The sequence below is a fragment of the Nonomuraea sp. NPDC003201 genome, from assembly GCF_053590415.1.
This window is the reverse complement of sequence record NZ_JBSFTC010000228.1, coordinates 1-19,520: the sequence shown is the minus strand read 5'-3', so window position 1 is coordinate 19,520 and position 19,520 is coordinate 1. Positions and strand designations below refer to the sequence as shown.

The window sequence follows — 19,520 nt, the reverse complement described above, 5'->3', positions numbered from 1 at the left end:
GGCCGAGGCCGCGCGCTGCTCGGCCGTTCGGGCGTGTTGCTCGGCGGCAGCGGCCTGCTGCTCGGCTGCGGTCGCAGCCGAGCGCTCGTCCTCGAGCTGCTCCTCCAGGTCGGCGACCCGGGCCAGCAGCTCGCTCTCGATGCGCTGCAGGAGCGCGACCTCGGTGGCCAGCTGGGCGCTGACCGTTTCGGTGTAGGCGTGCAGGGCGGGGCGGTGCTCGGCCACCGTGGCGGCGAAGGTGGCCTGCAGTTGCTGGCGGCGTTGGTCGGAGGAGCGCTTGCGCGCGTTGCTGGCGGCGTTGGTGCAGCGCCGGGAGCAGTGCTTGGGCTTGCGGCCGACGCCGGCGTACTCCAGTAGCCGGGGCAGTCCGTCGGGTGTGGCCCACAGCTCGGCGCAGGCCGGATTTCCGCAGCGCAGCTCGCCGCCGGGCGCCGTTCCCGGCGCGGCCGGTCCGGCCTCGTCCTCGATCATGCCAGCCAGCCTACATCAAGATCAAATTATTTAGCGTTAGAACAACGCGGAACATTTAGCGTTACGCGTTGCATGCTTAGAGCTTTTCACGGATTGTTGCTTCTGTGAAGCGTGCAGCAGAAGGGGAAAGAGGGGAGGATGATGGTGCCCCCGCAGTCCCGGCCCCGTTTCAAGAAGATCACGTCGGGCGCCGCCGCGGTGGGTCTTTCCGCGCCGCTCGATCCCTGGCCCGCGGAGGAGATCGTCACTCCGCGTCCGGTCGGTCGCCGGCACCGCATCGCGGGCAGCCGGGCCATTTCCGGGGGCCTCATCGAGCGGCGGCGCGCAACACCACCTACCCGCAGCCGCTACGCCGCCGACGGGGGCCCGGCAAGCCCTTCCGTCGCACCCGCAAGGGCGACCGCACCGTATTCACCCGGGTTCACCCGTTGAGGAGAGCGGCTTCCCGACCCCGGCAGACCCTGGAGCGGCCCGATGCGCACCAACTACTACGCGATCACGCCTCAAACGCCCGAAGGCGACGAAGGGCTGCATATCGGCAAGCACGTGGGAGGCAGAGAGTTCTTGTTCCGAGCACACCGTGACCTCGGGCTCGTCACAGTGGAGACGTGGACCGCGTTCTTGTCGCGGCCCGGTGTGCGGATCGTCGCCGAACATGGTCGGGACGAGACGATTGAGGAGTTCATGCCCGAAGCCACGAAGCGCCCAGCGGACGCGACGGCGGCCGGTGAACGACGACTGTGGCCACGCAGCCAAGCTCCGATCAAGCCGGCTCGTAGATTCCGCGCGGCCGCGGTGCCTGCAAGACGCCCTCCGCGCCAGCCGTTGGCGGGAGTAGATTGTTGACGAGCGATCGGGACAAGGTGAGCCGACATGGCACATCGAGTTCGAGGGGTGTCGGAGCAGAGAAGCGGAGACCGACATGGAATCCGTTGATCTGCCACTCGACATCCGTCCCTGTGCACGCGGTGGTCGCCCCAAGAGCTAGGTGCCCTACACGGGGCGTGGTTTCCCAGACCGTGCCTCGCCCAAGGGCTGGGCTGTTGCAGTGCGAACTCGTCCCACAAGCCGTGGGGCGGGGTTCCCCCGACTACACGCGTTCGTGCCTGCCATCGGAAAGGACGGGGTCGATGTCCCTAGCCCTTCGTAAGGACAGCTAGCACAAGGTGTGGGCTGCGATCGGTGAAACGGTCAGCAGCCTCTATGTCTGGCTCCTGCCGATCGCTCTACCAGTCGTGGCGTTTCTGGGAGTCCTTCGCCTTATGGCCAAGGGCGACGCACACAAGGTGGAGTCGCTGAAGTGGAGGACCAGATTCCTTGGTGAGCTTGAGCTGACCTTCCGCGAATCGGACTCCTCCGACATGGGGGACAGCAGTGGCGATGCCTTATCGGGCAACGTACCTGCATGGAAGAGATGGTGGCGTCGCCTACATAGGCGGGAGTGACCACTCCTCCGAGGCATGAGCTCTCGAACCTTCCGCGGCCCCGGCCATCCATCATGGCCGGGGCCTGCTGCTTTCAGGGTGCCCCAGCCGTCGAACCCCTCCAGCCGCCAGACGCGGCGGGCCACGTCCACCGACAGTGTCGGCACGCCCTCTCCCCCTGCTCGGATTGGGCCTGGACCCGGTAGTGCCACACGTCCACCGGCGCCTCGTACGGCAGCTCCTCGCTCCACCACTCCCGCGACGTCACTCAGGAATCCAGCACCGCGCCCACCGCGTACGTGCCCGGACGCCGGCCCCGCCGCGCCCACGTGAACTCGGACGGGTCGGCCGAGAGGGAACACCGGGGTCGTCGGCCGGTTCGGTGACGACGTCGACCACAGCCGGAACCTCTCCCACCCGGCCCAATGTAGGGTGACTAATAACCCTTGAGTTCCGCTGGGCTTCCTTCGCCTCTCTAGCCCTAGGACCTGGGCGTTTCTGCTGGTGCTCCGGCTTCTGTCGGGAACTGGTTGGCGATCTCCAGCGCGGTGAGGGGGCCTGGCTGGCGCTATAGCTGTGTGATCAGGCGTTCGGGGGCCCAGATCCCTCACACTCCTGCTCGCGCAGCGAGCGCGTCGAGCGCTACCGCAACGTCTCTGCGAAAGTAGACAGCCGCTGTTGCAGGTGGCCGTGGAAGGCCTTCCCGTCCGGGCAGACGGCAGCAGCGGTCGGGGAGAGCCGGCCATGGGTGCGCCGCTGCCCGTACGAGGGTGAAGTCGAGATCCGGTGGGTAGTGCTCGAGCCCGGCCGAGTAGGCCGTGCCGAGTCCGGAACGCGAGGACTACCTGCGGACGCAGATCGCGCACCGATTAGGATTCCGCGCCGTGCCCGTCTGTACGTGTGAGATGGACTCACGAGAGGCTGGCACGATGCGGAAACTGATCTTCGGCATGAACCTGAGCCTGGACGGCTACATCGCCGCGCCCGGCGACGACCTCGGCTGGAGCGTACCGAGCGACGAGCTGTTCCAGTGGTGGTCCGACCGGGTGGACGCGACGGGCCTGGCGCTGTACGGGCGCAAACTGTGGGAGACGATGAGCCCCCACTGGCCGACCGCCGACCAGCAGCCCGGCGCCACGCCGGCGGAGATCGAGTACGCCCGCCGCTGGCGGGACATGCCGAAGGTGGTGTTCTCCTCGACGACCAGCACGGTCGACTGGAACACCAGTCTGGTCACCGGCGACGCGGTCGCCGAGATCACCCGGCTCAAGGCCGAGGACGGCGGCCCGATGGACATCGGCGGCGCCACACTTGCCGCGGCGGCCATGCGGGCCGGGCTGATCGACGAGTACGTGCTGGTCACCCACCCGGTCCTGGTGGGCGGCGGCACGCCGTTCTTCACGGCCCTGGACAGCTGGGTGAACCTGAACCTGGTGGAGACGCGGACGTTTCCCGGCGGCGTGGTGCTGACCCGATACGAGACGAGGCGATGAGCACGGGCCAGATGCTCGGCTCGTGAGGCCAGGTCCTGGGCTCGTGAGGCCAGGTCGAAATCCTTTCTGGCGTGCTCACCGTGACCCTCGGCCTTGAGGGAACCTTCCCCGGGCCCTTCCTCGCGTTCCGAGTGAGCTGTTGACCGACGTGCTGGAGATGAGGGCGACGGCGTCGTTGATCGGGACGATGTTCTTCGGGCATGAAGATGCTCCGCCGGCAACGCCGGCGGGGCGGTGGTGTTCGCGTTGTCGCGTTGGTGTTCAGCTGGTCGGGGTGCTCATTCCGCCGTGACTTCGGTGACGGCGGCCCGTGCGCTGGACTCGTCGACGATGGGGCTTTTGTCTGATGACAGTGTCGGGGGCAGGCCCAGCCATGGTTTGTCGGTGGCGTCGAATCCGGTGAGCTCGGCGATCTTCCCGTCGACGATGTGCAGGACCGCGATGGTAAATAGCCGGTACTCCGGGTCGTCGGGGGTGCGGAGGTACAGCACGGCGGCAGGCATGCGGTTGACCGTCGTGGTGATACAGCGCCAGTCGTCGCGGCCGCGCTGGAAGAGCCCACCGGAGACCCAGCCGTCCACCGCGTCCTTGGCCGTGATGACCGAGGTTCCCGGCTCGGGCAGCATCGCGAAGCGCAGGTCGTCGCGCAGCAGGGACATCAGCCCGTCCAGGTCGTTGCGCTCATGGGCGTCGATATACGACTTCACCACGCCGCGCTCGTCATTCGACAGCTCGTGGGTGGCGGGGCTCCGCCAGTCGAGGCGGCGGTCGGGCAGCTGCTCGCGCATCGTCACACGCGCCCGCTGCAGTGCGCTGGTCACCGATGCGACGGTCAGCTCGAGGGCGTCGGCGGCCTTCGACGCCGGCCAGCCGAGGACGTCGCGCAGGATGAACACCGCCCGCTGCCGCGGCGGCAGGTGCTGGACGGCGACGATGAACGCCAGCTCGATCGTTTCCCGCGCCACCACCGATTCCTGCGGGTCCTCGGGGAGCATCCGGTCGGGGTAGGGCTGCAGGTACAGCACCTCGGAGCCGGGGTCCGGCAGCCCGGACGGTACGGGGGTGCGGTCGTTGCGCTTGTCCAGGAAGTCGAGGCAGGCGTTCGTCGCGATTCGGTACAGCCAGGTCCGCAGGGCCGCGTGGCCCTTGAACGACTCCCGCTTGTTCCACGCTCGCAGGAACGTCTCCTGCGTCAGGTCCTGGGCATCCTCGTAGTTCGCGAGCATCCGGTAGCAGTGCACCTGCAGCTCACGCCGGTGGCGCTCCGTGATGAGTGCGAACCGAGCCGTGTCGCCTGAGCGGACCGCCGCGAGGAACGTGGCTTCGTCGGCGCCCAGCGGTCTGGTGTCGGTCATGGGCATCAATCCTTCCACCGGTGCGAGGGCTAACAGAACTGACGACGTGGCGGAGGATTTCTGATCGGTGAAGCCGCTGACACCGGGCCGTTCGCCAGGCCGGATGGGTCGGGGTCGATCCAGGGAACGTGCTCCGGGTCGGGCACACCCCCGATGTCGAGGTGGGGCCGGCACGGCTAAGCGTTGTTTCTCGGCGCCTGCTACTTAGGGGCCGCATCGGCGCGCCTCCGACCGCGATGCCAAACCAGACGCCGCCTCGGCGAGGTCAGTCACCCGCGCGGCCTCGCCGAGGTCGGGACAGGACGCTTAACCGACGGTTCAGACCAGCGGCGGCGCGGTCACAGCGTCGCGCTGATCTTGGAGTTGCTTCATGTCGGTGGCATCCGACCGGCGGAGAACAAAGATCTTCGCCAGCGCGATGAGGCTGGGGCCGGTGAGGAGCGCTGCCGGCCACAGCTGTCCGTTGACGCCGACGACACCCCGTGCGGGCCGTGCACCTTTCCCGCGTGTTATCTGACAAACCAGGGAAGCGGGTCAGATGGCGACAGACCGGCACCTCACCGCCGTGCCCGACCGTGACAACGCGGAGACGCCGGGAGGGGTGCCGACCGCCGAGGCGCTCGCCTCGTTCCTGCGCCACCTCGCCGGCCGACGCGGCCGGTCCGGCCGAATCACCTCGCCGGAGACCGTGCGCGCCTACACCTCGGCCCTGCCGACCGCGTTCACCGGGATCGTGCACCTCGGCGAGCTCGCCAGCGTCGGCCGAGACCAGCTGCACACCAACATCCGCACCGCCCGGATGCTCGGCCAGCTCCTCGGCCGCCGCACCCGCGGGCCGATCTTCCTGTCCGCGCGCATCGCCCCTGACGACGGCACCGCGCCCGTACGTGACGTCGACCCGGCCGGCCGCCGCCGACGCATGACCTACCGCACCGCCGAACGCCACCTCGGCGCCGCCACCGACGGCTGGAATCTGCACGACCTGCGCCACTCCCGACTCACCCACGCCGGCGAGGACGGCGCCACCGAAGCCGACCTGATGAACCTCTCCGTCCACGAAGACCGCCGCACCCTCCAGCGCTACCTCAAGCCCAGCAAGGAAGGCGCCCAGCGCCGACTCGACGGTATCGAGGCCCAGCGCGGTACCTGGACACCCAGCGCCGACGAACTCGCAGACCGCATGACCACCCGGTGATCGTGCCGCCTGCCCGGTCGGATCATCGCTGGTCAGCGCCATATCCGCCCGATTTTCGGCGAGTACTACGGGGACCCCAGGTCACGCACTCCGATCGTTCCCGGTGAACAGCCTGTCCAGATACAGGTCGATCGCGGCAAGCGCGTCCCGGGGCCTGATCACGTCCAGTTCGATCAGGGGGGCGAAGCCGGTGAGGGCGAGGAGCAGGTTGGTCTCGGTCGCCGGGTCGCGGTGGGAGTCGATGTGCCCCTCGGCGATCGCCTGGCGGACCAACTGCTCGACGAGGGCCCGTCCTTGGACCAGGCCGTGGCGTGCCTGCTCGTGGACGGCCTCATCGTGCAGTGCCTCCAGGACGTAGGCGGCGTTCATCCGGCTGGTCGCGCGGGCGTCGGCATGCAGGGGGAGCATTTCCGCGAGCGTCAGTCGCAGCACGTCACGGGGGTGCGGACGGTCACCGAGCTTCTCGAGGCCCTGGCCGACGCGCAGCGAGGTCTGCTCTGACGCGAAGTCCATGGCAAAGGAGAGCATGGCGGCCCGGGAGGCGAAATAGTGCTGAAGTTGCCCGAGGGAGATGCCCGCCTCCTGCGCCACCACGCGCATCGTCAGCTGCGTGACGCCGCGCTGCTCCACCACCCGCCACAGTGCGCGGGCGATCGCTTCGCGGCGTCCGCGGTGATCCACCTGTTTCGGCATCGTCGGCCTCTCCCCTCGTACCCCGGAGCCGTTCCCATACAGTTGACATAATACACTTGACCTATAACCCTGAGAGGGTCCACTCGAGGAAGGAACCGTCATGCCCGACCAGCCAAGAGTGCGGACCACGGAGGGCGTGGTGCAGGGGCTCCGGCGCCAGGGGCACGCGGTGTTCCGCGGCATCCCCTACGCCCAGCCCCCGGTCGGAGCGCTCCGCTTCGCCGCGCCCGCACCGCCGCACCGCTGGGAGGGGACGAGGCAGGCGGTCGAGTTCGGCCCCGTGGTGCCGCTGTCCCTGCCGATCGACGTGCCCCCGCAGGGCACCGACTGGCTGACGCTCAACGTCGGCACTCCGGATCCCGGCGCGGCGGGACTGCCGGTGCTGGTGTGGATCCCCGTGGGCGGCTACCTCTCGGCGGCGTCGAGTGACCCGATGTTCGACCCGGCAGCGCTGGCCGAGGCGGGAGTCGTCGTGGTGAGCATCAACTGCCGCGTGGGCGCGGAGGGTTTCGCGTTCCTCGACGACGTGCCGCCCAACCGCGGATTCCTCGACCAGATCGCGGCGCTGGAGTGGGTGCAGCGCAACATCGCCGCCTTCGGAGGCGACCCCGGCCGGGTCACCGTGGGCGGGGTGTCCGCCGGGGCGGGGTCGGTCGCCGCCCTGCTGACGATGAAGCCTGCGCGCGGCCTGTTCCGGCGGGCCATCGCCCATTCGGTGCCGGGGCTGCACAGCACCCCGGCGCTGGCGCGGCAGGTCACCGCCGCGTTCGCGGACCGGCTCGGCGCGGCGGCCCCCACCGCCGCGGCCTTGCGCGACATCGACCCCTGGCACCTGGCCGCAGAGCTCACCTCGTTCAACGCCGGCCTCCATGCGCACCGGGAGAGCTGGGGACGGCTCACGGAGACCGGCACCGCCCTGTGCCCTGTCGTCGACGGCGAGGTCCTCCCCGAAACGCCCTGGCCCGCGCTGACCGGCGCGCGCGCGAGCGGGACCGAGCTGTTCGTCGGCCACACCCGGGACGAGTTCCGGCTGTTCAGCGTCATGAGCGGACGGCAGGGCACCTTCACCGAGCACGATGCCCGTGCTGCTTTGGAACTGCTCGCCCCGCAGCCGCACGGCGCGGAGGCGTACCGTGCCGCGTTTCCGCAGGCCGGCCCGGAGGAGCTGGTGGAGACGGTGTACTCCGACGCCCTGTTCCGCATGCCGTCACAGAAGCTGGCCGAGGCGAACGCCGCAGCCGGCGGCACCTCATACCTGTTCGAACTGCGCTGGACCGCCCCGGCCCTCGGCGGCGCCCTGGGCGCCTGCCACAGCCTCGACGTCCCCTTGGCGTTCGGCACGCTGGACAGCCCCGTCGCTGCCCAGCTCATCGGCGACGAGCCCACCCCCGAGGCCGTCGCACTCTCCCACGAACTCAAGGAGGCATGGATCCGCTTCGTCACCACCGGCGATGCGGGATGGGCCGCCTACCGGCCCGACCAGCGGCTCACCCGCGTTCTGGACGCCGAGTCGCAGACTCTGCCCTACCCCGAACAGGCCTCCTGCCGGATCTGGGAAGGCCACCCTCCCGCCCCCTTCGATCTCTCGTAGGGTGGCGACAATCGGGGGCGAGGAACGCAGGGACAGCGCGCGAGCAGACCTTCCAGTCGCCAACCCGCGTGAAATCTCCTCCCGCTCGGCCGCCGAAAGGTGCACCTTGGCGCGTCGCTGGGGCCGATGGCGGACGCCGCATGCTCGGCGCCCTCGTTGTCTACCAGGCCGCGTACCCGTGGCGGCTGTCGGCGGCGCTCTTGGTGTGCGGGGCCGGGAACGGCATGGTCACCGTCCCGTTCTTCGCCGTCGCCCTCGCGCGCCTCCGTCCTCATCGGGTCGGGTGGGCCGCCGGCCTGCTAAACGTCGTCCAGCAGTTCGGCGCCACGCTGGGATCGCTGTCCTCGGCAGCGTCTTCGTGCACGGCCTGGGCGGCGGCCCGGACGCGAACGCCGAGGCGGCGCTCGCGTTCGTGCTCGGCCTCGTGCTGCTCGCCGCGACAGCCGTCGCCGCGGCGTTCAGGCGGACCCCTTCGGAGCCCTCGCCGGAACAGGGGCGCGCGGCCGGGCTGTCGCGGCTTTGACCTGGTCAGGCGGTGCCGTGGGGGTTGTCGATGACGTAGCGCCATTGTCCGTCCGGGCCGCGGCGGACGACGTCGGTGGCGGTGCCGCTCATGTCGATCTCGGTGCCGTCCCGCGCGGTGCCGCGCATCGACCAGTCGACGATGAGCAGGGCGATGTCGCCGGACACGTACACGTGCTTCGGGCGGGCCTCGATCGGGAGCCCGAAGCTCTGCAGGTGCCGGTTGGCGGCGAGCCGGGCGGGGCCGGTGACGGGGTGGCCGGGGACCGGGACGAGGACGGCGTCGTCCTCATATATGTGGACGAGGGCCTGGGGATCAGCGGAGTTCATCGCCGCGACGAAGCGGGCGGCGGGGCTGTCTGCGTCGCCGGAGAGCGCCACACAAGGCTGGGATGTGTCATGACTATTCATGACAAAATGATCATATCACAGCCTGCCTTTCCCTGGTCGCCGGAAAAGGCAACGGGCCCACGAAGGCCTGGTACGGGCGTTCGCGGGGCAGGCCTGGACGTCGCGAGGTAGGCGCGGACAGGACGGCAGTCGGCGCGGCTTCGGGAGCGGGCCGCGTCGGCGGGCACCACCGCGGTGATGCCGGTGCGGTGCTTGGTCAGGCCGATGATCTCATCCAGGTGGCGGGCGCGGTCGGCGAGTTGGCTGTGCGCCTCGCGGATGCCCGGTTCCCGCTCCGCCGGCGGCTGTCCGACTGCCGCGTACGGGGCGGCCAGGTCCCTGTCGCTGTGCGCCATGGGCCATAGGTGCACACAATGCCCTCCTGGCCTCGTCGGTCAGGGCGTGTCCGGCGACGGAGGCGATGTCGCCCGCGTCGATGAAGGTCACCCGACCCTGCCCCGTCCCCCGAGCATCCGTGCCGCGCTCAGGCGCGGCGTTTCGCCGGCCCGGACGACTCGCGAAGCACCAGCTCGGTAGGCAGACGGATCGCCTCGCCCTCGCGTTGTGACCGTGCGGCGAACTGCTCGATCAAAGGCTCCACCGCGAGCCGGCCGGCGTGCGAACCGGGCCCGGCCAGGGTGGTCAACGAGGGATGGACGAAGTCGGCGGCGAAGATGTCGTCGAACCCGATCACGCTGATGTCGGCAGGGACTCGCACACCGCGCTGGGCGAGGCGTCGGATGATGCCGATCGCCAGGAGGTCGTTGTGGGCCACGACCGCCGTCGCGTCGGTGCGCAGTGCTCCGTCGGCAGCGGCCCCGCCGCCTGCGACGTTGGGGGCGTACGGACCGATCCGGTGTGCCGTCAGACCGTGCGTTTCGGCACCGGCGCTCAGTGCCGCCCAGCGCGCCGCGCCTATCCAGGAGCTGGGTGGCCCGGCGCAGTAGGTGAGGCTCTGGTGCCCGAGCGAGGCCAGGTGTTCCAGGATCTGCCGGCAGCCGGCGCCGGTGTCGAACGTCACGCTGGTCAACCCGGGCAGCTCTCGGTTGAACAGGACGATCCGGTGCAGCTTGGCGAGGTCGCGCAGGACCTCGTCGTCGAGCCGGCTGGAGGCCAGCACGAACCCGTCCACGCCGGCGGCCAGGTCGCGAATCTGGTTCTCCTCGATGCGCCGGGACTCCTCGGCGTTGACGATCACCAGAGTGACGTCGGACGCCTTCGCGCGCTGCTCCGCGCCGCGGATCAGTTCGAAGAAGTGGGGATTGGTGATGTCGGAGAGCACCATGGCGATGGTGCGGTGGCGTAGACCCGCAAGAGCGCGGTTCTGCGGTCTGTGCTGGTAGCCGAGCTGCGCGGCGGCGGCGACTATCCGCTGTCGCGTCGCTTCGTTGACCCGGCCGGGCTTGTTGAACGCCCGGGAGACCGTCGACGCGGCCACGCCCGCAGCTTGCGCGACGTCGAAGATGGTGGGCTCCACGAACGCATCTAGCCACGAGAGTGGAAATTTTGGCAACACCTTGCAGAAGTTGTCGCAAGGTACCTACGTTGCGATCATGCCGGCCACTCGATGACGTCTCGGACGAGAGGAGCGCGGAGTGTCGCAGCCCGGGCAAAGAGGTCGAGGTGTGCAGCACGACGAGCGCGATATCTCGGGTCGGGCCAGGCGGTGGTACGCGGCTGTGACGGCCGGCGCTCTGCTGGCCGCGTCGCTGACGTGGGTCGGGGTGGCGCCGGCGCAGGCGGCATCGACCGACTTCACCATCTTCAACGGCCGTACGACCGCTCCGATCCTGATCGACCCGTCCTATGGCGGCGATCACGCCGATCGGGACTACAAGCAGGTGCGCCGCGCGGTTCAAGACCTGCGTCAGGACGTCGCCATGGTGACCGGGGCGATCGATCCCGGTGAGGTGCAGAGCATGTTCGCCGACGATGAGCCGGCCAAGGAGGCGCGGCTGGCGAAGGCCGACCGGGGCAAGCTGCCGGCCCTGCTGACCGGGGCCGCGGGTCAGAAGACCGCGATCATCGTCGGCCAGATCGGTCAGAGCCGGCTGATCGACGGGATCGTCGGAGCCGGCAAGTTCGACGAGGCCGCCGGGATCAAGGGCAGGTGGGAGGCGTACGCGGCCAAGACCATCAAGAACCCGGTCCCCGGGGTCGACAACGCGCTGGTGATCGCGGGCAGCGACGCCCGCGGGACGATCTACGGGATCTACTCGATCTCCGAGGAGATCGGCGTCTCGCCGTGGTACTGGTACAGCGACGTACCGGTCAAAAGGCGCGACGACATCAAGGTCTCAGGCAAGGCCCGGGTCGACGACGGGCCGGACGTCAAGTACCGCGGGATCTTCGTCAACGACGAAGAACGCACCGTCGCGTGGGCGAAGAAGAAGTTCCCCATCGCCAACGGCACGCCTGACGTCAACTACTACCGGCACGTCTATGAGCTGATGCTGCGGCTCGGGCTGAACACGCTCTGGCCGGCGATGCACCTGGCCTCGACGGCGTTCAACGCGGTCACCGACACCGGGACGTACGACCAGGGGACCCCGATCAACGCCCGCGAGGCGGCAGCGTACGGCGTGGTCGCATCCTCCTCCCACGCGGAGCTGATGCTGCGCAACAACGAGGGCGAGTGGCGGCAGTGGTACGCCCGCAACAAGGACGCGCTCGACATCAAGGGCCCGGACGCCGTGGCTGCCTTCGACTATTCGATCAACAAGCCCGCGATCCTGGAGTACTGGCGCCAGCGGGTGGTCGCCAACGCCGCCTTCGAGAACATCCTCGCCCTGGGTATCCGCGGTGTGCACGACAGCGATCCGGTGTTCACGCCCGGCAACCCGTACGGGTTCAAGGACAAGATCGAGATGCTGGCCGACGTCATCCGCGAGCAGCGCAAGCTGATCGCCGCGGTCTACGGCAGCGTCGACGCCGTGCCGCAGGTGTTCATCCCCTACAAGGAGATGAACGATCTCTACAACGCCGGGCTGAAGGACCACATCCCCGGCGACGTGACCCTGATGTGGGCCGAGGACAACCAGGGCTATCTGCGCCAGGTGCCAACGCGGACCGAAGCCGCCCGTTCCGGTGGGAACGGCGTTTACTACCACATCTCCTACTGGGGCGAGCCGAAGAGCTACCTGTGGCTGAACTCGACGCCGATGTCCTTGATGGTGCAGCAGCTGCGTCGGGCGTGGAGTTCCGGTGCGGGGCGCTACTGGATCCTCAACGTCGGGGACATCAAGCCCGGCGAGATCAAGCTCGACCTGTTCGCCAAGCTCGCGTGGGATGTCAAGGGCTATGACGACACGAACGTCGGGAGCAGGTTCCTCACCGAGCACGTGCAGCGGGACTTCCGGCTGAAGGGCGCCAACGCCGCCGTGGTCGCCGACGCGCTGGAAAGGTTCGATGCGCTCGAGAACACCAAGCGCGCCGAGTTCTGGGGGGAGATCAACTCGTCCAACGCGAACTCGGGAAGGATCCACAACGGTCAGGTCTTCCCGTTCAGCGCCACCTCGGACGGGGACGAGCTCCAGCGCTACATCAACGAGTCCGGCAAGCTGGTGGCGATTCTCGAGGATGTTTCCGCGAAGCTCGACCCGCGCTATCGCTCCGCGTTCCATCAACAGGTGCTCCATCGGATCCGGTCCTACCGCAACATGGCGGAGCAGATCGGCTACTACTGGAAGAACCAGCTCGCTGCCGCCCAAGGCCGCTACGCCAGCGCGGGAAGCTACGAACTGCTCTCGAAGCAGGCCCGTGAGCGCATCCTCACCGACGAGGACCACTGGAACACCATCAGCGGTGGCAAGTGGGACCACGCCATCGGCCACAGCCATCCCGAAGGCTTCCCGAACGAGGGCGCCGTCATGCTCACCAACGACCGGTATGCCCGGGTCGCCACACCGGCCGATGCGGTGGGCGCCGCCGCCGAGGGGAGCAAGGAGCCTGGCCGCGGCACGCTGAGGTTCAACTCGGCCGCGCCCGACGACAAGCGGTTCTTCGACGTGTTCTCCCGGGGCGACGTAGCCGACCCGCAGGAGTGGGTCGCCGAGGCGGACGCTCCGTGGATCGCCCTTTCCCGGCGCTCGGGCACGACCGCGACAGAGCAACGCGTCACGGTGACGGTCGCCAGGAACCACCCGGCCGCGACGGGGACGATCAAAGTCTTCAACGCCGTCGACGGCGCCAAGACCGGCGACCCGGTCGCGACGTTCACGGTCGACGCGGAGCGGGCAGCCGTGGATCTGCGCCGGGTCGCCGAGCCGGCGCACCTGGAGGCCAACGGATACGTGGCCATCGAGGCCGAGCACTTCTCCGAGAACGTGCGCGGCGCCGACGGGAGCCGGTGGTCCCCCCTTGAGGGCGTGGGGCAGCGCGGGGCGTCGATGGGCAGCTTCCCGGAGATCGCGCCCCGGGTCGACTCCGGCTTCGAGACGACCGCCCGCCTGAGATACCGGGTCTACTTCACTTCCACCGGGAGGTTCACCGGGACCTTCTACCGGATTCCGACGCTGAACGAAGGCACAGAGGACGGCGGCACGCCGCGAACCGCGCGCACGGCGATCGGACTCGACGACCAGGCCCCCAGCCTGCTGCGCGGCAACTCCGTCGCCGGTACGAGCACCAGCCCCTGGGGATTCAACGTCATGCACGGAATCGAACCCCTGAACTTCACCGTCGAGGTGACCACGCCGGGATGGCACGACCTCGTGGTCTACCGCTCGGACGCGGCGATCCTCTTCGACCGGATCATCATCGAGACCCGCGCCGGCTCGGTCGGTGACGGCCTCGTCGGCCCGCCCGAGAGCCCGAACAACATCGCCGCACCTCAGAGGGCCACCGTGGCGCCTCGTCCTGACACGATGCCGGAGCTGCGCCGGCTGCCCGCGATCCGGACGTCGGCAGGCGAGACGAGCACGGTCGAGGGCGTGCGGGATGTGGTGTCCGCGGCCTCCGACAACGAGACCGCCGTGTCGGTCGCGGTGCAGAACGGTCAGGTGCGGGTCACCGGACACCGGGTCGGGACGGCCGAGGTCTCCGTCACCGCCGGTCGTGGCGAGGCCTGGGTGGTTCCTGTCACGGTGGGCAGGGCTGCGGGGGCGCCGGTCGGCGCCTATCTGGAGCGGGACGGTTCGGTCGTCTTCGACGCGGCCGACGCGCTGGAGAAGAGTGCCTCCGCCAACGCGGTCGACAGCAACAACGGGACACACGGCTGGGCGCTGGCCCGCAACGGTCTCCAAGCCGTCCCGCCGGCCGACGCCGGCGCGAAGGCGCAGTGGCTGGCGACCTCGGCGGCCCAGGCCGAGGCGTTGTTCGGGGCCGGCCCGACGCAGAAGGTCAACGGGAGCTCCGCGGCAGGAGCACCGCCGCGGCTCGACTTCACCGTCGACATCCGGACCGGTGGCACGTACTACCTGTTCGTCAACACGAGCAACCCGAACGCCGACGCCGACTCCTACCACGTGCTCGTCGATGGGCGGTGGAGATACCAGTCGAACAAGTCCGGGCCGGAGACCGGGTTCGAGACCTGGTACGGCAGCACGAGCGTCGCCGCGGCCGCGCTGGCGCTCGGGCCGGGTGAGCACACGATCTCGCTGGCGCCTCGTGAGGCCGGGCTGGTGCTCAACCAGATCGTGTTGACCACGGACGACACACCCGGCCTCACCGGCTTCCAGACCCCCAGCGACCGGAGAGCGAGCGCTTCATGACACTCTGACACCGAGCAGGGCGCCTCATCTCATCGCGTTGGCCCCTCTAAGCTGGAGCAGGCATTGTGTCCCCCGACTCGCAGGTGCGCCCATGCTCGACCCGGATCCACCGTACGCCGCTCTGATCTTCGACTGTGACGGCACCCTCCTCGACACGGCCGCCGCCAACGAGAGCGCTTGGAGAACGGCGCTGGGGAAGTGGGGCGTCGAGCTCGACTCCGGGTGGTATCGCGCCCGCACCGGACTACCCGCTGATGCCCTGATGACGGAGCTGACGGCGGAGACCGGACGGGAGTTCGACCACGCCGCCGTGCGCGCTGCCGCGCTCGACGCCTACAGCCGGCTCGTCGGCGTGGTGGAGCCGCACGAGCCGGTGGCGGCTGTGGCCCGGGCGCACCACGGGCGGGTGCCGTTGGCGGTGGCGTCGGGCGGCTCGCGGCGCGGAGTGGAGGAGGGGCTGCGGGCCACGGGTTTGCGTCCGCTGTTCGACGCGGTCGTCACCCGCGACGATGTCCGGTACGGCAAGCCCGCGCCGGATGTCTACATGCTCGCCGCCGAGCGGCTGGAGGTCGACCCGGCGCGCTGCGTGGCCTACGAGGACACCGATGAGGGAGCCGCCGCGGCGCTGGCTGCGGGCATGCGGGTCATCGACGTACGGCCGGCTCTCGGCCGAGCTGCGACTTCGTAACAGACCGCAGCGGTCTGGAGGGCCCGGAGGCTCGCCGGGCGGGCGTGCGAGGACCCGCGCCGCGCCCGGTGGGACACCGCGGGCGCGATGAGCACTCGGCCGGGCTTCCCAGCAGAGGTCAGGCGCGCTTCGCCTTGCGCCATGAGCGGTCGTAGAGCGTGGCGCTGTCGAGGGTCGAGGGGCCGCCTTCGTCGCCCAGCGTAGGACCGTCGACCGTTTTGCGGCTGGAGATGAACCGGTGTTTGCCGGTGGAGTCGATTCCCAGATAAATGCCGACATGGTCGAGGGCGGTGCCGTCGTCCGTGCTGGCGTCCCAGAACAGCAGGTCGCCCGGCTGCAGATCCGCGTAGGACGTGGGTTTGGCCGTTCCACCGTCGATCACGGTGACCCCCGGGGCGTTCTCATCGGCCATTTGTACGGCTCGGCGGGGGAGTGCGGTCTTGCTCAGCGTGTCGCCGATGCCCAGGGGGTATCCGCCGCGATAGCCAAGGACCATTCTCACGAAACCGGAACAGTCCAGCGATTCCAACTGGCGGGCTTCCGGGGGGTCGGTCTTGTCGTCGTAGGTCCAGGTGAGGCCGAGGTAGTCGTTGAAGTCCGAGCCCTCTTCCCGGGTGCCGTCGGGGAGTAAGGGGCCGTAGTGGGCATCGCCCGCGTAGCGCAGGCCGTCACGGACCTTGGAGGGGGCGCCGGCGAGGTACTGCGTGGCGATGTCCAGCAGATCCTCGTCGGTCCTGGCGATGTTGGCCGCCGGCCACGAGGCCGCCCATGGCGCCGAGGGTGACCACGGGCCGGGTAGCAGGCGGACCCAGGCTCGGGTCGAGACGGTCGCTTCGGTCGTTGCCTCGGCGAACTTGCGTTGCTGGCCGTAGGTGACGGCGGTTCGGGCGCCTTCGGTCAGGACAGCGCCAACCCGGCCTTGGCTGTAGTAGAGGCTCTGGCCGGATTTGCCGGGGGAGTAACCGGTGAAGGACTGCCCCGGCGAGCAGGCGGCGGCGTCGGCGAACAGGGTGGTGAAGGAGGTGAATCCTTCTTTCAAGGGACGGCGGTCCTGCCAGACCGGTGCGCCGGCGAGGGGGTCGGCATGATGCTGCCACCACATCCGGCCGGACGCGTCGAGCGCGTAGACGACTCCCGCTCCGGCGCCGGACGGACTGCGGTAATCCTGCCAGCCCTCGCCGGTCACCAGTCCCGTGCCCGGGCCGAAGGCGGTGCCGCCTGCGACCGGATCGGTGTGGTCGTACCAGCGGACGTGTCCCTTGGTGTTCACGCCGTACAGGGTGCCGTCGCGCCCGGTCATCAGGGTGGTGATCGCCGTCCAGCCCGAGCGGATGACCTTGCCGCTCCCCGGTGCCCACTGGTCCTCGCCGGTTGTCGGCGAAAGATGGCGGTACCAGTGCAGGTCGCCTGCTTTGTCGAGGGCGTAGATGACCCCGGAACCGGCCGACACGATGTCGACGAAGTCGCCCCAGCCCTGGCCGATGACCGTGCGCTCGCCGGGAGCCCAGCCGCGCTCACCGGTCGCCGGATCCAGGTGACGGTACCATTTCAGGTCCCCGTCGGCGTCGACCGCATAGATCACGCCGTTGCCGCCGGAGAACACCTTGGCCAGCGTGTTCCAGCCGTAGCCGATCTCCTTGCCGCTGTCGGCGACCCAGGAATCCTCGCCGGAGGCGCCGGCGCGGTGGCCGTACCAGCGCAGTTTTCCCCCGCCATCGATGCCGTACACCGGCACGACCGCCGAGCAGGTCAGGGCGGAGGCGGCTGCGGCAGGTGGCGGGTCGAGCGTGGACAGCAGGGAAGCTCCGACGATTGCCGCGGCCAGAACGGCCAGATGTGTACGCAGCATGTCCGCAACCTTTCGATCTCACGCCTCGACGCCGCCGGGCTGATCGTAGGAAATGATCTCACGGATGTCCCCGGGGCCAGGCTGCCGCCGACCGCGCCCGCGGGCCGGCGTGTTTCCTGCGGGCGCGTACAGGAAGCACGTAGTACTTGAAGCTCCCGCCATCGGAGTCCCTCTTGCCCTTCACGTTCTCCACGTTGTCGTCGGCCATGAGGTCGTTCTCCGACGTCAACCAGTTCAGTGCAGGGGTCGGCCGGTCACCGAGAGCGGTCGCTCCTCTTGAGGGCCGCGCACGGAGGTGGGCGGTTGCGATGGGTACTCGGGAGCGCAGTGCGTGCCGTTCGGCGGCAGCTTCAGGCTCGTCAGGTACGTCTCGATGTGGTCGCGGGCGCAGGTGCTGTTGCGGTACTGGCCGTGGCCCACGCCGTCGTACTCCAGGATCCTCACGTTGGGGATCTGCGCGGCCGTGGCGTAGTTCCAGGCCGCCGGTGTGCCGACGTCGCGGCGGGCCTTGGGCAGCAGGACCGGCGGGGCCCCCGAAATGTCCAGCCGGTGCTGAGGGTTGGTGACCTTGCCCTGCCAGCCCAGGCAGTAGACGACGTCCGACCAGAACGGCGAGAGCTTGGTGTGCGGGTAGAGCGCCTCGAGCGCCTTGCGGTACTGGTCGAGCTCCCTGAAGCTGCTGATCTGCCACTTCCAGTCGGCGCACCAGATGGCCGGGTAGGCGTAGCTGACGGTCTCCGCCTTCGGCGTGGCGAAGGTGCGGAGCGTGGCGGCCTTGCCGGCATCGAGGGCCTTCAGGGTCGTCGCGACCTCGAACCAGCTGCCCGCCGGGTCGTACATGCCGTCGAACAGGAACATGCGCAGCTGCTCGGCCGTGATCGGCTCACCGGTGGAGGGGTCCTTCAGCGTTCCCTCGGCCGCCTTGCGGTGCAGCCCGTCCCAGATCGCCGTGACGTTCTCGCCGTTGAGCGGGCAGGCCTGCGTCGCGCCGCACCACGTGACGAACGCCTTGAACGAGCCCTCGAAGTCCTCGGTGGTCGTCTGCAGGTAGCGGAAGGCGGAGGTGATGCTGTGGTCCATGTTCGAGTCGATCGCCATGGCCCGCAGGTTGCGCGGGAACAGCTCCGCGTACTGCTGGCCGACCTGGGTGCCGTACGAGATGGCGAAGAAGCTGATCTGCCGCTCGCCCAGCGCGGCGCGGATGGCGTCCACGTCACGGGCGGCGCTCGTGGTGTCCACGTGGTCGAACACCGGGCCGGTGCGCTCGCGGCAGTTCTGCGACAGCTTCGCGTTGTAGGCCAGCCAGGCCTTGTACTCGCTCTCGTCGGCGGGGTAGGTGGCCGGCATCTGCTCCACCAGGTCCCGGTCGCACTGGATCGGGTTGCTCCGGGCGACGCCCCGCGGGTCCACGCTGACCAGGTCGAAGTACTGGCGCAACGCGCTCTCGGCGGGGATGGCGTTGCGGAGGATGAACGGGTTGATCCCGGAGGCGTCGGGCCCGCCGGGGTGCACGATCAGCACGCCGATCCGCTTGGCCGGATTGAGCGCCTTGAGCCGGCCGATCGCCAGGTCAAGGGTCGGGCCCGAGGGGTTCGCGTAGTCGACCGGCACCTTGATCGTGGCGCACTCGCCGCCATGGTCGCCGCACGCCGCCCAGCTGACCGGGGCGGGGGCGGCCGGCTGGGGGTCCGGTCTGGCCGAGGCGGCCGTGGTGGTCACGGTGGCGAGCATCGCACCCGCCAGGAGAGCGCTGACTAACCCTTTTCGCATGGAATCCCTGTCCCAGATGGCTGTTGTCCTGCCGCGGCCTCATTACTTCCGGTAGTGGCTCCGGTCAGAATGGGCAACCCACAAGATACATTATTTCGGAGCGCGTGCTCTGTTATTAGAGTGGCCGGGAGAGGTTCAGATCATGGTGGCATCATCATCGTGACCGCTTGGCCTTCGACGTGCACCAGAAACGATCATCAATATAGGATCACCTGCGCGACCGCCCGCTGACGTCCGCCACGGACCATCCCACGGTGAACATGCCATGACCTCGAACGACGCCGCCGGCGAACACCACCCCGCCCACCGCCACCCCGCCCACCGCCGCCCCGACCCCGCCGAACCGCTGCGGCCCTCGGCGATCCTCC

At 69.2% G+C, this 19,520-nt stretch carries 16 protein-coding genes; 7 read left to right on the top strand and 9 right to left on the bottom strand.

Annotated elements, in window-relative coordinates; genetic code table 11:
- Positions 1-471, bottom strand: a 471-nt coding sequence (locus ACWDX9_RS45355; RefSeq protein WP_449966269.1) for a hypothetical protein, incomplete at its 3' end; no start/stop codon positions are given.
- A gap of 474 nt (positions 472-945) precedes the next feature.
- On the opposite strand from ACWDX9_RS45355, the gene ACWDX9_RS45350 reads away from it, so the two are divergent.
- Positions 946-1,317, top strand: coding sequence for a hypothetical protein (locus tag ACWDX9_RS45350; protein WP_449966267.1), 372 nt, complete (start codon positions 946-948; stop codon positions 1,315-1,317).
- Between the two features lie 1,507 nt (positions 1,318-2,824).
- A complete protein-coding gene (locus tag ACWDX9_RS45345) occupies positions 2,825-3,388 on the top strand; it encodes a dihydrofolate reductase family protein (RefSeq protein WP_449966265.1) in 564 nt (187 codons plus the stop codon).
- Between the two features lie 278 nt (positions 3,389-3,666).
- Here the strand turns inward: ACWDX9_RS45345 and ACWDX9_RS45340 are convergent, their stop codons facing one another.
- The gene (locus ACWDX9_RS45340; protein ID WP_449966263.1) at positions 3,667-4,743 is read right to left on the bottom strand and encodes an RNA polymerase subunit sigma-70; all 1,077 of its coding nucleotides are present in this window, start codon (positions 4,741-4,743) and stop codon (positions 3,667-3,669) included.
- Between the two features lie 538 nt (positions 4,744-5,281).
- Here ACWDX9_RS45340 and ACWDX9_RS45335 point away from each other — a divergent pair.
- On the top strand, positions 5,282-5,938 hold the full coding sequence (locus ACWDX9_RS45335; protein ID WP_449966260.1) for a hypothetical protein: 657 nt from the start codon (positions 5,282-5,284) through the stop codon (positions 5,936-5,938).
- An 81-nt stretch (positions 5,939-6,019) separates the two neighbouring features.
- On the opposite strand, the gene ACWDX9_RS45330 is transcribed toward ACWDX9_RS45335, so the two are convergent.
- On the bottom strand, positions 6,020-6,631 hold the full coding sequence (locus tag ACWDX9_RS45330; RefSeq protein ID WP_449966257.1) for a TetR/AcrR family transcriptional regulator: 612 nt from the start codon (positions 6,629-6,631) through the stop codon (positions 6,020-6,022).
- 100 nt (positions 6,632-6,731) lie between these two features.
- Here ACWDX9_RS45330 and ACWDX9_RS45325 point away from each other — a divergent pair, with 100 nt between their 5' ends.
- Together ACWDX9_RS45325 and ACWDX9_RS45320 are read left to right on the top strand one after the other, a co-directional pair.
- Entirely contained in the window at positions 6,732-8,222 is a 1,491-nt protein-coding gene (locus tag ACWDX9_RS45325) for a carboxylesterase/lipase family protein (protein WP_449966255.1), read from the top strand.
- A gap of 358 nt (positions 8,223-8,580) precedes the next feature.
- On the top strand, positions 8,581-8,745 hold the full coding sequence (locus tag ACWDX9_RS45320; protein WP_449966253.1) for a hypothetical protein: 165 nt from the start codon (positions 8,581-8,583) through the stop codon (positions 8,743-8,745).
- A gap of 5 nt (positions 8,746-8,750) precedes the next feature.
- Here the strand turns inward: ACWDX9_RS45320 and ACWDX9_RS45315 are convergent, their stop codons facing one another.
- The 3 genes from ACWDX9_RS45315 to ACWDX9_RS45305 form a co-directional block, all read right to left on the bottom strand.
- Positions 8,751-9,155 carry a YybH family protein gene (locus tag ACWDX9_RS45315; RefSeq protein ID WP_449966251.1) on the bottom strand — a complete coding sequence of 135 codons (405 nt, stop codon included), beginning with the start codon at positions 9,153-9,155 and terminating at the stop codon, positions 8,751-8,753.
- The gene (locus ACWDX9_RS45310) at positions 9,152-9,490 is read right to left on the bottom strand and encodes a hypothetical protein (protein ID WP_449966249.1); all 339 of its coding nucleotides are present in this window, start codon (positions 9,488-9,490) and stop codon (positions 9,152-9,154) included. The genes ACWDX9_RS45315 and ACWDX9_RS45310 overlap by 4 nt, the downstream gene beginning before the upstream one ends.
- Positions 9,491-9,618: 128 nt before the next feature.
- The gene (locus ACWDX9_RS45305; protein ID WP_449966247.1) at positions 9,619-10,611 is read right to left on the bottom strand and encodes a LacI family DNA-binding transcriptional regulator; all 993 of its coding nucleotides are present in this window, start codon (positions 10,609-10,611) and stop codon (positions 9,619-9,621) included.
- 148 nt (positions 10,612-10,759) lie between these two features.
- Between ACWDX9_RS45305 and ACWDX9_RS45300 the strand changes: the two genes are divergently transcribed.
- Both ACWDX9_RS45300 and ACWDX9_RS45295 read left to right on the top strand, forming a co-directional pair.
- The gene (locus tag ACWDX9_RS45300; RefSeq protein ID WP_449966244.1) at positions 10,760-14,845 is read left to right on the top strand and encodes a glycosyl hydrolase 115 family protein; all 4,086 of its coding nucleotides are present in this window, start codon (positions 10,760-10,762) and stop codon (positions 14,843-14,845) included.
- Positions 14,846-14,936: 91 nt separating this feature from the next.
- A complete protein-coding gene (locus tag ACWDX9_RS45295) occupies positions 14,937-15,533 on the top strand; it encodes an HAD family hydrolase (protein ID WP_449966241.1) in 597 nt (198 codons plus the stop codon).
- 118 nt (positions 15,534-15,651) lie between these two features.
- Here ACWDX9_RS45295 and ACWDX9_RS45290 read toward each other — a convergent pair whose 3' ends face one another.
- The 3 genes from ACWDX9_RS45290 to ACWDX9_RS45280 are packed head-to-tail and all read right to left on the bottom strand — an operon-like array spanning position 15,652 to position 19,152.
- Positions 15,652-17,382 carry a tachylectin-related carbohydrate-binding protein gene (locus ACWDX9_RS45290; protein ID WP_449966238.1) on the bottom strand — a complete coding sequence of 577 codons (1,731 nt, stop codon included), beginning with the start codon at positions 17,380-17,382 and terminating at the stop codon, positions 15,652-15,654.
- A 58-nt stretch (positions 17,383-17,440) separates the two neighbouring features.
- Positions 17,441-17,611 (bottom strand): hypothetical protein, encoded by a 171-nt coding sequence (locus ACWDX9_RS45285; protein WP_449966237.1) that lies wholly within the window; start codon positions 17,609-17,611, stop codon positions 17,441-17,443.
- Between the two features lie 5 nt (positions 17,612-17,616).
- Positions 17,617-19,152 carry an alpha/beta hydrolase gene (locus tag ACWDX9_RS45280; protein ID WP_449966234.1) on the bottom strand — a complete coding sequence of 512 codons (1,536 nt, stop codon included), beginning with the start codon at positions 19,150-19,152 and terminating at the stop codon, positions 17,617-17,619.
- Positions 19,153-19,520 lie beyond the last annotated feature (368 nt).